General features: G+C 70.3%; 13 protein-coding genes. 10 read left to right on the forward strand and 3 right to left on the reverse strand.

The genetic code is table 11. The annotated features are described in order from the left end of the window. Positions 1–107 precede the first annotated feature (107 nt). Positions 108–1,013, forward strand: a complete 906-nt coding sequence (locus tag ACRDSQ_RS12000; protein ID WP_431420999.1) for a glutaminase — start codon at positions 108–110, stop codon at positions 1,011–1,013. Here the strand turns inward: ACRDSQ_RS12000 and ACRDSQ_RS12005 are convergent. Then, positions 1,010–1,945, reverse strand: a complete 936-nt coding sequence (locus ACRDSQ_RS12005) for a methionyl-tRNA formyltransferase (protein WP_431420977.1) — start codon at positions 1,943–1,945, stop codon at positions 1,010–1,012. The two genes, ACRDSQ_RS12000 and ACRDSQ_RS12005, sit on opposite strands and share 4 nt — an antisense overlap. A 115-nt stretch (positions 1,946–2,060) precedes the next feature. On the opposite strand from ACRDSQ_RS12005, the gene ACRDSQ_RS12010 reads away from it, so the two are divergent. The 8 genes from ACRDSQ_RS12010 to ACRDSQ_RS12045 all read left to right on the forward strand — a co-directional run bounded on the left by ACRDSQ_RS12010 (position 2,061) and on the right by ACRDSQ_RS12045 (position 10,044). Continuing rightward, positions 2,061–3,386 carry a lysine N(6)-hydroxylase/L-ornithine N(5)-oxygenase family protein gene (locus ACRDSQ_RS12010; protein WP_431420979.1) on the forward strand — a complete coding sequence of 442 codons (1,326 nt, stop codon included), beginning with the start codon at positions 2,061–2,063 and terminating at the stop codon, positions 3,384–3,386. A gap of 45 nt (positions 3,387–3,431) precedes the next feature. Further along, positions 3,432–5,837 (forward strand): PEP/pyruvate-binding domain-containing protein, encoded by a 2,406-nt coding sequence (locus ACRDSQ_RS12015; RefSeq protein ID WP_431420981.1) that lies wholly within the window; start codon positions 3,432–3,434, stop codon positions 5,835–5,837. Positions 5,838–5,851: 14 nt separating this feature from the next. After that, positions 5,852–6,646, forward strand: coding sequence for a pentapeptide repeat-containing protein (locus tag ACRDSQ_RS12020; protein ID WP_431420983.1), 795 nt, complete (start codon positions 5,852–5,854; stop codon positions 6,644–6,646). A 71-nt stretch (positions 6,647–6,717) separates the two neighbouring features. Beyond that, the gene (locus ACRDSQ_RS12025) at positions 6,718–7,308 is read left to right on the forward strand and encodes a dihydrofolate reductase family protein (protein ID WP_431420985.1); all 591 of its coding nucleotides are present in this window, start codon (positions 6,718–6,720) and stop codon (positions 7,306–7,308) included. Beyond that, a complete protein-coding gene (locus tag ACRDSQ_RS12030; protein WP_431420987.1) occupies positions 7,305–7,649 on the forward strand; it encodes a YciI family protein in 345 nt (114 codons plus the stop codon). The genes ACRDSQ_RS12025 and ACRDSQ_RS12030 overlap by 4 nt, the downstream gene beginning before the upstream one ends. After that, entirely contained in the window at positions 7,649–8,839 is a 1,191-nt protein-coding gene (locus ACRDSQ_RS12035) for an RNA polymerase sigma factor (RefSeq protein ID WP_431420989.1), read from the forward strand. Before ACRDSQ_RS12030 ends, ACRDSQ_RS12035 begins: the two co-directional genes overlap by 1 nt. Positions 8,840–8,885: 46 nt before the next feature. Continuing rightward, positions 8,886–9,671, forward strand: a complete 786-nt coding sequence (locus tag ACRDSQ_RS12040) for a HipA family kinase (protein ID WP_431420991.1) — start codon at positions 8,886–8,888, stop codon at positions 9,669–9,671. After that, positions 9,655–10,044 (forward strand): DUF3037 domain-containing protein, encoded by a 390-nt coding sequence (locus tag ACRDSQ_RS12045; RefSeq protein ID WP_431420993.1) that lies wholly within the window; start codon positions 9,655–9,657, stop codon positions 10,042–10,044. The genes ACRDSQ_RS12040 and ACRDSQ_RS12045 overlap by 17 nt, the downstream gene beginning before the upstream one ends. Here ACRDSQ_RS12045 and ACRDSQ_RS12050 read toward each other — a convergent pair. Both ACRDSQ_RS12050 and ACRDSQ_RS12055 read right to left on the reverse strand, forming a co-directional pair. Beyond that, on the reverse strand, positions 9,980–10,531 hold the full coding sequence (locus ACRDSQ_RS12050; RefSeq protein WP_431420995.1) for a hypothetical protein: 552 nt from the start codon (positions 10,529–10,531) through the stop codon (positions 9,980–9,982). The genes ACRDSQ_RS12045 and ACRDSQ_RS12050 overlap by 65 nt on opposite strands. Before the next feature lie 171 nt (positions 10,532–10,702). After that, complete coding sequence (locus ACRDSQ_RS12055; protein ID WP_431420996.1) at positions 10,703–11,173, reverse strand: SRPBCC family protein; 471 nt, start codon at positions 11,171–11,173, stop codon at positions 10,703–10,705. Positions 11,174–11,285: 112 nt separating this feature from the next. Here ACRDSQ_RS12055 and ACRDSQ_RS12060 point away from each other — a divergent pair. Continuing rightward, positions 11,286–11,662: CBS domain-containing protein (locus tag ACRDSQ_RS12060; RefSeq protein WP_431420997.1), on the forward strand; the 377-nt coding region annotated here is incomplete at its 3' end.

The raw sequence follows: 11,662 nt of genomic DNA on the forward strand, positions 1-11,662 counted from the left end.
CCCCCCCCCGGCCCATGCCCGGCGCACGGCCAAAGCCATAAGGCCCAGTCACGTGCTGGTCAGGATGGCTGACAGCGGCCAAGCACTGTCACTATGGCGCCGTGCATATTCCCGCCCTGCTCGACGCCATCCACGCCGAGGTCTCCGAGGCCGTGCCCCATGGCGCCCCGGCCGGCTACATACCCGCGCTCGCCGGCGTCGACGCGACGAGGTTCGGGATCGCCGTGGCCGACATCGACGGCACGGTCACCGGGGTGGGCGACTGGGAGACCCCGTTCTCCCTGCAGAGCATCTCCAAGGTGTTCACCCTGGCCATGGTCCTGGCCCGCGACGAGGAGTCCCTCTGGGACCGGGTCGGCAAGGAACCGTCCGGTAACCCGTTCAACTCGCTGGTGCAGCTGGAAAACGAGGCAGGCATCCCGCGCAACCCGTTCATCAACGCGGGCGCGATGGTCACCACCGACCACCTCGCCTCGATCGTCGGCGACGCGGCCGCCGAGCTGCTCACCTTCCTGCGGGCGGAGAGCGGCAACCTCGCCGTCCGGGTGGACACCGAGGTCCGCGATTCCGAGGTGACCCAAAGCGACCGCAACCTGGCCTTGGCGCACTTCATGGCGTCCTACGGCAACATGCGCAACCCCGTCGCGACCGTGGCCGACCAGTACGTTCGCCAGTGCGCGATCATGATGAGCTGCCGCGACATCGCCCTGTCCGGCCTGTTCCTGGCCCGCCACGGCATGCGGGCCGACGGCAGCAGGCTGCTGAGCCGCAGCCAGGCCAAGCGCCTCAACGCGATCATGCTCACCTGCGGCACGTACGACGCGGCGGGCGAGTTCGCCTACCGGGTCGGGGTTCCGGCCAAGAGCGGTGTCGGCGGCGGGATCCTGGCGGTGATCCCAGGCCGGTGCACCATCTGTGTGTGGAGCCCCGGCCTGGACACCCACGGCAACTCGGTCCGGGGCGTCGCCGCCCTGGACCGGTTCACCACGCTGACCGGCTGGTCCGTGTTCTAACCGAGATATCCGCCCATGCTGCGGAAGTAGTCCGTCGCCGCGAGTTCCTGGTCGTCGTCGGTGCGGACCCGTTCGATGACCAGGCCGGGGCTCTGACCACGCCGGGCCTGCGGGCCCGCGACGATGACCACGCCGTCGCCCTCGCGGATGAAGATCCGGCCGGGGGTGCCGCCGTAGCGCGCCTTCGACACCGACGCCTGGACGATCCGGAGCCGCTTCCCGTTGTGGAAGGTGAAAGCGTTTGGGTACGGGTCCGACTGGGCACGCACGAGCCGGTCGAGTTCCTCCGCCGACCAGGTCCAGTCGATTCGGCTGTCCTCGATGGCCCGCTTGTGGAAGAACGTGGCCTTCGACCGGTCCTGCGGCGTCAGCACGGCGGTCCCGGCGGCGATCAGGTCGATCGCCTCGGTGACGACCGGCGCGATCAGGTCGACGGTCTTGTGGAACAGGTCGGTCGTGGTGTCGCGGGGACCGACCGCGATGGAGCGCTGCAGCACGATCGCGCCCGCGTCGAGGTCGTCGTCCATCATGTGAGCGGTCAGGCCCACTTCCTTCTCGCCGTTGATGAGGGCCCAGATCAGCGGGGAGAAACCCGCGTACGCGGGCAGCAGCGAGTCGTGCACGTTCAGGGTGCCGTGGCGGGGGAGGGTGAAGATCTTCGGCGGGATCCACGTCCGCCAGTTGTTCGCCACGATCAGGTCGGGCTCGAGTTGCTGCAGCCGCGACATCACGTCCTCGTCCGGCCGGGTCTTCAGCATGACCTCGACGCCGTGCGAAGTGGCCAGGTCGGCGACGGAATCGGACCAGATCTTCTCGTACGCGTGATCGGACTGTGGGTGGGTCACCACCAGCACGACCTCGTGCTCCGACTGGAGCAACGCCTGCAGAGTCCGGTGACCCCACGTCTGGTACCCGAACATGACCACCCGCATGGGCGTTTCCTCCTCGTGGTGCACGTCACCCGGTCGGGTGAAGCTGAGCCTAACTTAACTTAGGTTAGGGTGACCTTTGTTCGGGTACCGCCACTAGGGGATGGGTAGGTCACAGATGCGGGTCGATACACCGGTCTACGACGTCGTGGGCGTGGGCTTCGGCCCGTCGAACCTGAGTCTCGCGATCGCTCTCACCGAGCACAACGCGACTGCGGCCACGCCCCTCACGGCGCGGTTCCTCGAGCGCCAGCCCCGGTTCGGCTGGCACCGGGGCATGCTCCTCGACGACGCGACCATGCAGGTGTCGTTCCTGAAAGACCTGGTCACCCTGCGGAATCCGACCAGTGAGTTCAGCTTCGTGGCGTACCTGCACAGCCGCGGCAGGCTCATCGACTTCGTCAACCACAAGAGCCTCTTCCCGCTGCGCGTGGAGTTCCACGACTACTTCGAGTGGTGCGCCGCGAAGATGGCCGAGCAGGTGCTCTACGGCCAGGAAGTCGCCGCGGTGAACCCCGTCGTGGTCGACGGGGTGGTGGCGTACTTCGACGTCGTGTCCCGGCCGACCGACGGCGGCGAGCCGAAGACCGTCCGGGCCCGCAACCTGGTCCTGGCCACCGGTTTACGGCCCAACCTGCCCGACGGCGTCAGCGCGGGCGAGCGGATCTGGCACAACAGCACGCTGCTGCGCGACATTGATCACGTTCCCGCGGACGCTTCGCGCTTCGTCGTGGTCGGCGCCGGGCAGAGCGCCGCCGAGGCGACCGCGTTCCTGCACACCCGCTTCGCCGACGCCGAGGTGTGCTCGGTGTTCTCCCGCTTCGGCTACAGCCCGGCCGACGACAGCGCGTTCGCCAACCGGGTGTTCGACCCGGCCGCGGTCGACGAGTACTATCTCGCGCCGGAAGAGGCCAAGCGCAAGATCATGGGCTACCACGCCAACACCAACTACTCCGTCGTCGACATCGACCTCATCGACGACCTCTACAAGCGGATGTACCAGGAGAAGGTCCTCGGCAAGGCGCGGCTGCGCATGTTCAACGTGTCCCGCCCGGTCGACGTCGCCGACCTCGGCGACCGCGTGCGGGTGACCGTCGAGTCGATGACGTCGAGCGAACGCACCGTCCTCGACGCCGACGTCGTCGTCTACGCCACCGGTTACCGGGGCGACGATTCCCTCGCCCTGCTTGGCGATCTGGCGGGCGAGTGCGCCCGCGACGACCAGGGCAGGCTCCAGGTCTCCCGTGACTACCGCGTGCATACCTCCGCCGACATCGCCGCCGGGATCTACGTGCAGGGCGGCGCCACCGAGCACTCGCACGGCATCACCTCGTCGCTGCTGTCCAACAACGCGGTGCGGTCCGGGGAGATCCTCGACGCGATCCTGCGCGGCGACCGGACCCCGACCCCCGCCGCCGAACTCGCGCTGAGCACCCTCGGCTGACCGGTTCCGCCGCCCGGACCGGCGCGTCTTTGGTTGTATGGGTTCATGCCCGACGACATGCTGGTCCTCCCCCTCGACGATCCCGCCGCCGACCTTGCCACGGTCGGCGGCAAGGGCGCCTCGCTGGCCCGGTTGGTCCAGGCGGGCCTGCCGGTGCCACCGGGTTTCCACATCACCACCAGCGCCTATCGCGCTTTCGTCGCGGCGAAGCGCGAGATGCCGCCCGAGGTCGCGTCGGCGATCCTGGCCGCGTACCGGGGAGGGCCGGTCGCGGTGCGGTCGTCGGCGACCGCGGAAGACCTGCCCGACCTGTCGTTCGCCGGCCAGCACGACACGTTCCTCAACGTCACCGGGCCCGAAGCGTTGCTCGACGCGGTCACCCGCTGCTGGGCGTCGCTGTGGACCGAGCGGGCCGTCGCCTACCGGGCGCACAACCACGTCGAGTCCGACGGCGTCGCCCTGGCGGTCGCGGTGCAGGAACTCGTGCCCGCGGCGGCCGCGGGTGTGCTGTTCACCGCCAACCCGCTGACCGGCGCGCGCGACGAGCAGGTGATCAACGCGGCCTGGGGCCTGGGCGAGGCCGTCGTCGGCGGCGTGGTCACCCCCGACACCCACGTCGTCGCCGATGGCCGGGTGACCGGGCGGGAGATCGCCGAGAAGACCGTGATGACCGTGCGCACCGCTGACGGTACCCGCGAAGCGCCGGTGCCCGAGGACCGGCGCCGCGCCCCCGTCCTCACCGACCCGCAGGCCATCGAACTGGCGGACCTGGGGACCCGGATCGAAAAGCTCTACGGCACACCGATGGACGTCGAGTGGGCGCTCCACAATGGACGATTCGCCATCCTGCAGGCGCGCCCGATCACCACACTGCGGGTCGAGCCCGAGGTGTGGAACGACAGCCTCGGCGGCGACTACCTGTGGACCTGCGTGAACCTCGGCGAGGCGGTGCCGAGCGTGATGACCCCGGCGACCTGGTCGGTCGTGAAGATCCTGTCCTCGGCGAAGGTCGGCGACTATCGGATCACCGGCACCATAGGCGGCCGGTTCTACCTCAACCTCAGCGTCTCCACCGCCGCCGCGAGCGCGGTCGGACTCGGCAAGCTCGCCCGCCGGACCAGTGAGCAGACACTCGGCCGCCTCCCCGACGGCGTCGAGATCCCGCCGCTGCCGATGTCGCGGCCCGCCGTGCTGCGCGCCGCCGTGCCCTTCGTCCGCGAAGCCATCGCCTACCGCAAGCGGCTGCCACAGCTCCTCGCGGAGACCCCTGACCGCTGCGTGTCCCTGCACGAGCGCGTCCGCGCGGCCCAGCGGCCGGACGAGTTGGCCGCGCTGTGGCGGTCCGACCTCGACACCCTGCTCCGCGAGACCTGCCGCGTCCTCGACGCGGGCGCCCGCGGGGCGGGCCCCGGCAAGATCCAGGCCCGGCTGACCAAGCTCGTCGGCGCCGACGACACGACCGCCCTGCTCACCGGCCTGCAAGGCGCGGGCGGCGACCTGGCCAGCCTCGGCCCGCTGCTCGGCCTCGGCCGGCTGCGGCGCGGCGAGATCGACCGCGACACCTACGCCGCCACCTGGGGGCACCGCGGACGCGACGAGTTCGAACTGTCCGAACCGCGCCCGGCTGAGGAACCGGCGTGGATCGACCGGCTGCTCGACCGCGTCGGCGATCTCGACCCGGCCACCCTGCTCAAGAATCAGACCGTCGTCCGCGAGGAGGCCTGGGCGCGGCTCGTCGAACGGCATCCCGGTCAAGCCGCGAAGATCCGCCGTGTCCTCGCCAAGGCCGCCGACGTGGCCAGGGCGCGCGAGCGGGCGCGCTCGGAGATGGTGCGGGCGTTCTGGGTGCTCCGCGCGTTTGTCCTGCGTGCCGGGGAACTGACCGGGCACGGCGATGATCTGTTCTTCCTGCCCGTCGAGGACATCGTCACGGTCCTCGACGGCGACGAGTCACCACTCGCGAGGGTCCCGGCCGCCCGCGCGGCCTACGACCGCTACCGCGCGCTGCCCGCGTACCCGACGGTGATCCGCGGCCGGTTCGACCCGGTCGTCTGGGCCGCCGACCCGAACCGCCGGACCGACCTGTACGACGAGACCGCCGAGCACCAGCCGATGGGCGAGGAGATCAGCGGCTTCCCCGGCGCGGCGGGCATCATCACCGGAACCGCCCGCGTGGTGTCCACAGTGGACGAGGCGGAAGCGTTGCGGGAAGGCGAGATTCTGGTGACCGCGGTGACCAATGTCGGGTGGACACCGCTGTTCCCGCGGGCCGCGGCGATCGTCACCGATATCGGCGCCCCGCTCTCGCATGCCGCGATCGTCGCCCGCGAACTCGGTATCCCGGCCGTGGTCGGCTGCGGCAACGCGACCACCCGTTTGTCCACCGGCGACCACGTCCGTGTCGACGGCGGAAAGGGCACAGTCACACTGGTGGCCTCCGACTACGAGTGACCGCCAGGAGAGATGTGTCCGACCCCGCCCGGCTGCGTGCCGACTGTGCGAACTGCTTCGCGCTGTGCTGTGTCGCGCCCGCGTTCGCCAAGTCGGCGGACTTCGCGATCGACAAGCCCGCGGGCACGCCGTGCCGCAACCTGCTCGCCGACTTCCGCTGCGGCATCCACACCAAGCTGCGGACGTCCGGCTTCACCGGGTGCACGGTGTTCGACTGCTTCGGCGCGGGCCAGCAGGTCTCCCAGGTGACCTTCGGCGGCCAGGACTGGCGGTCGGCGTCGAAGCGAGCGAAGCCGATGTTCGAGGTGTTCGCCGTGATGCGGCACCTGCATGAGCTGCTCTACTACCTCACCGAGGCCGTGTCCCTGGCCCCAAGCATGCGCGGGGAGCTCCAGCGTGCCCGCGAAAGCGTCGAGGCGCTGACGCAGGGCGATCCGGACAGCCTGCGCGGACTGGATGTGTCGGTGAACCAGGGCGCGGTGAACGCGCTGCTGCTGCGGACGAGTGAGCTGGTGCGGGCGGGCGTGCCCAGGAAGAAGGAACGCCGGGGAGCGGACCTGATCGGGGTGAAGCTGCGCGGCGCCGACCTGCGGGGCGCGAACCTGCGCGGCGCCTACCTGATCGGCGCGGACCTGCGGGCCGCCGACCTGCGGCTGGCCGACGTCATCGGCGCCGACTTCCGCGACGCCGACCTGCGGGGCGCGGACCTGCGCGAGAGCCTCTTCCTCATCCAGTCCCAGCTCGACGCCGCCAAAGGCGACGCCGAGACGAAGCTGCCGCCGTCGCTGGCAGCCCCTGCGCACTGGTAATTCCGTTCCCGACTGTCGATCCGGCCGACTCCCGTTCGTATAGGCGATAGGACCGACGGAAGGAGTCGAACATGTGCAGGATCGTGGCCGTCAACAGCCTGACCCTCGACGGCGTCACCCAGGCCCCTGGCCACCCGGACGAGGACCGCAGCGGCGGCTTCACCCACGGCGGCTGGGCGGCCCCCTACGGCGACTCGGTGTTCGCCGAGGCGATGGCGCAGAGCATGAGCACCACCGGCGCGCTGCTGTTCGGCCGCCGCACCTACGAGCACTTCTTCGAGGTCTGGCCGAACCAGCCCGAGCCCAACCCGTTCACCGACGTGCTCAACCGCACCCGCAAGTACGTCGCCTCGCGGACGCTGACCGAACCGCTTCCGTGGCAGAACTCGACCCTGCTCGCGGGCGAGGCCGCCGACGCGGTGCGCGAGCTCAAGCAGCAGCCCGGCAAGGATGTGGTGATACTCGGAAGCGGAGCACTGGTCCGGTCGCTGATGGCCCACGGGCTCGTCGACGAGTTCCTGCTCGCGATCCACCCGGTGGTGCTCGGGTCGGGGCAGCGGCTCTTCGACGGGTCCACGGCGTCGCTTCGGCTGACCGAGAGCGTCACGACCACCACGGGCGTGGTCGTGGCGACCTACCGGTCCGAGGAGGGCACCCGATGAAGCAGTACCTGCTCAGCGTCTACCAGCCCGACGGGGACCTGCCGCCCGCGGAGATCCTGGAACCGATCATGCGTGACCTGCTGGCGTGGAACCAGGAACTGCGTGACGCGGGCGCCTGGGTGTTCGGCGCCGGGCTGCACCCGCCGAGCACGGCCACCGTGGTCCGGGTGAAGGACTCGGAGCTGCTCATGACCGACGGGCCCTTCGTCGAGGGCAAGGAGCACCTCGGCGGGTTCACCGTGATCGCCGCGCCCGACCTGGACGCGGCGGTGGCGTGGGGCAGAAGGCTCGCCGAGATCACCACCCTGCCGATCGAGGTCCGGCCGCTGCAGGGCACCTGATGGACATCGCGCGCGTCTTCCGCGCGGAGTACGGACGTGCGGTGTCCGTGCTGGTCCGGGCGTTCGGCGACATCGACCTCGCGGAGGAGGCCGTGCAGGACGCCTTCGCCGAGGCCGTCAAGCGCTGGCCGTCGACCGGTCAGCCGCCGAGCCCCGCGGGCTGGATCATCACCACCGCCCGCAACCGCGCGATCGACCGGCTGCGCCGCGAATCGACGCGCGATGAGCGGCAGGCGGCGGCGATGCGGGCCGTCAATGAACCCCGGGAGGTGGACGTGGTGGGCGACGACCGGCTGCGGCTGATCTTCACCTGCTGCCACCCGGCGCTGGCCCCGGCCGCGCAGGTCGCGCTGACGCTGCGGCTGCTCGGCGGGCTGACCACCGCGGAGATCGCCCGCGCGTTCCTCGTCCCCGAGCCGACGATGGCGCAGCGGATCGTGCGCGCCAAGGGCAAGATCCGCGACGCCGGGATTCCCTACCGGGTGCCGGAGGACCTGCCTGCCCGGCTGCGTCCGGTGCTCGCGGTGGTCTACCTGGTGTTCAACGAGGGCTACCTCGCCTGCTCGGGACCGGAACTGACCCGCGACGACCTGTGCGCGGAGGCGATCCGGCTCGGCAGGCTGCTGGTGGAGCTGATGCCGCAGGAGCCCGAGGTGGTCGGGCTGCTGGCCCTGATGCTGCTCACCGCGTCCCGCACGGCCGCCCGCACCGACGCCGACGGCGCGGTGGTGCTGCTGCGCGACCAGGACCGGACCCGCTGGGACCGGGAGCTGATCGCCGAGGGACAGGACCTTGTCCGGTGGTGCCTCCGTCTGGGCGAACCGGGCCCGTACCAGCTGCAGGCGGCGATCAACGCCGTCCACAGCGACGCCCCGACCGCGGCCGAGACCGACTGGTCGCAGATCGTCGCCCTCTACGACCAGTTGCTCGCCATGACCCCGACCCCGATCGTGGCGCTGAACCGTGCCGTCGCCGTCGGCGAGATAGCCGGGCCTCGGGCGGCGCTGGCCGTCGTCGATGACCTGAAACTCGACAAGTACTACCTGTTCCACGCCATCCGGGCCGACCTGCTTCGGCGTCTCGGCTGGGTCGAACAGGCCGCCGACGCCTACGACGCCGCGATCGCCCGCGCGGACAACGCCGTCGAGCGTGATCACCTGTGCAGGCAGCGGGACGCGCTGACCGCATGAGGGTGTCCGCCGGGTCGGGCCGGGGCTGTCAGGGCATGATTCGGTGGTGTCCATTCCGAACCCGCGCACCGTGGTCGCCACCCGGTACGTCACGCCGCTGCGCGAAGGCGGCTCGCTGCCCGGGCTGGTCGAGGCCGACGATCTCGGCATGTACGTCCTGAAGTTCCGGGGCGCGGGCCAGGGGATCAAGGTGCTCGTCGCGGAGCTGATCGTCGGGGAGTTGGCGCGGGCGCTGGGGTTCCGGGTGCCGGAGATCGTGCTGGCCGAACTCGACCCCGAACTCGCCCGCGCGGAGCCGGACGAGGAGGTCCAGGACCTGCTGCGGGCCAGCGGGGGCCTGAACGTGGGGTTCGACTACCTGCCAGGGTCGTTCGATTTCAACCCGCTGGTGCGCGATCCCGGGCCCGAACCGGCCGCTCACCTGCTGTGGTTCGACGCGCTGGTGCTCAACGTCGACCGGAGCTGGCGCAACCCGAATCTCCTGCTGTGGCACCGCGACGTCTGGCTGATCGACCACGGTGCCGCGCTGTACTTCCACCACGGCTGGTCGGCGGGCTGGCAGCCTTCGCCGCAGTACCGGTACGACGGCACCGACCACGTGATGATGCCGGTCGCCGGGTCGGTCGCCGACGCGGACGCCGAACTCAAGCCCCTGATCACCCGCGACCTGCTCCGCGATGTGCTCGCCATCGTCCCGGACGCGTGGCTTGTCCAGGACGGCATGACTCCCGCCGACATCCGGGCCGCGTATCTCGCCTACTTCGAATCACGGCTCGCGTCCTCGCCGCGCTGGGTCGAGACCCTGGAGGCCGCTCGTGCCGCACGTGTTTGAGTACGCCCTGCTGCGCGCCGTTCCCCGCCAGGACCGCGGCGAGGCGATGAACATCGGCATCCTGCTCTACTGCGCGCCGCTGGATTACCTGCGGTGCCGCACCCACGTGGACGCGGACCGGTTGCGGGCGCTGGACCCCGGGATCGACCTGGAGGTGTTGGCCGACAGCCTGGACCACCTCTGTGGCAGTTGCGAGTCGGACAAGGCGAGCGGGCCGATCACGGAGATCACTCCGGGCAGGCGCTTTCGGTGGCTGACCGCTCCGCGCAGCACCCTGGTGCAGACTTCGCCGACACACACCGGGTTGACTAGCGATCCGGACGCCGATCTTGATCGGCTCTTTCGGCGGCTGGTGCTTCCGCCGGAGGCCTGAGCGGCGCGGGCTGCCTGCCGGAGGTCCGGATCCGGGCGACCGCGGCGGCCATCGACACGATCGCGATGCCCAGGCACAGGAACAAACCGGGGCCCGCGTTGGACTGGACATCCTCCGGCTTGAGGTTGAGCAGCGCGAGCCGGGCCGGGTCGAGGTCCGGCAGCGTCACCCACCGGATGATCACCAGCACCACCGCCGTGACCGCGAGCAGCAGCCAGATCACCGACACACCGGGCACCCGCACGCCGAACGGCCGCGCCGCCAGCAGGCCCGCGGCGAGGGCCATCGCGAGAACGGCCAGCCAGGCGACCAGGCCGCTGCTCCACGCCGTCGAGGTGGTGCGGAAACCGATCTGGCCCACGAGTTCGGCGAACTGGCCGGTGACCCGCTGCCAGGGGAAGAAACTGATGACGAGGGCGCCGACCCCGGCGAGGATGCCGACCCATTCCAGTGGGGTGGACCGCCCGCTCCGGTCTGCCGATGCCACTCGCGGCCACCTTTCGTGTGTCCGTTTGGAACAGACAGTATGCGCCCGCATGGGCGACCTCGGCAGCGCGAAAGGCCCTTCCCGCTGCTGCTCCGACAAAGAGCTACCCGGATACACCACACCGCTCCCCGAAGTCGGAACTGCATTCCAGTCCGACTTCTGGGGAGCGGTTCAGTGGGAGTCGCACCTCAGCTTCAGCTTCAGCTTCAGCGCAGCGTGTCCGGGCGGTTCCGGTCCTGGCCCGGCGGCAGCCGGTCCGTCACCCTGCTGCGGCGGGCGCTGGACGGCCCCGCGCCCCGCGCCGGTCTCGTGGCCCTTGCTCTCGATGAACTCCTTGAACCGGTGCGGGTCGCCGTCGATGCGGTGGGCGATCACCCCCGAGCGCGGCCTCCGCCTTCTCCTCAGCGACTCCGGCTCGTACTTCCACGCGATCCGCTCGTCCGGGTGCTGCTCGGTGATCTCGGTGTCGAACTCGCGGTGGACCCCGCCGATCGTGGTCTCCCAGTGGTTGCGCGTGGGCGTGACCTGGACGATCCGGTCCACGCCGTCCATGAACGCCGGGAACGACTCGAACTGGGTCCACTGGTTGTAGACCGTGGACACCGGCGCGGTCACGTCGACCGACTTCTCGATCGTGGTCATTCGCACTCCTTAGGTCGTGGGCTACTCCCGTGCCCCCGTGCGGGGTCAGACCTACACGTGCCGTGGTTGAACCGGCTCGCTCTGGGTAGCCAGAGGAGAGGAAAGGAGCGACATGATCACTGCCAGGGAACTGATGACAGCGGACGTGACTTGCGTGCGCGCGTCCGACACCGTGATAGACGCTGCTCGCGCCATGGCTCGACTGGGCGTCGGGTCGCTGCCGATCCGGGGCGAGGACGACTCGCTCAAGGGGATGCTGACCGACCGCGACATCGTGGTGAAGGTGTTGGCCGAGGGCAAGGACCCGCTGGCCATGCACGCCGGTGAGCTGGCCCAAGGTGAGGCGGTGACGGTCGGCGTCGACGACGACGTGGAGGCCGTGCTGAGCGCCATGGCCGAGCACAACGTGCGCCGCGTTCCGGTCGTGGACGGCGGCGAACTCGTGGGCATCATCGCGCAGGCCGACGTGGCCCGTGCGCTGCCCGACCG

The sequence above is a fragment of the Actinokineospora sp. genome (assembly GCF_050699995.1).
Lineage (GTDB): Bacteria > Actinomycetota > Actinomycetes > Mycobacteriales > Pseudonocardiaceae > Actinokineospora.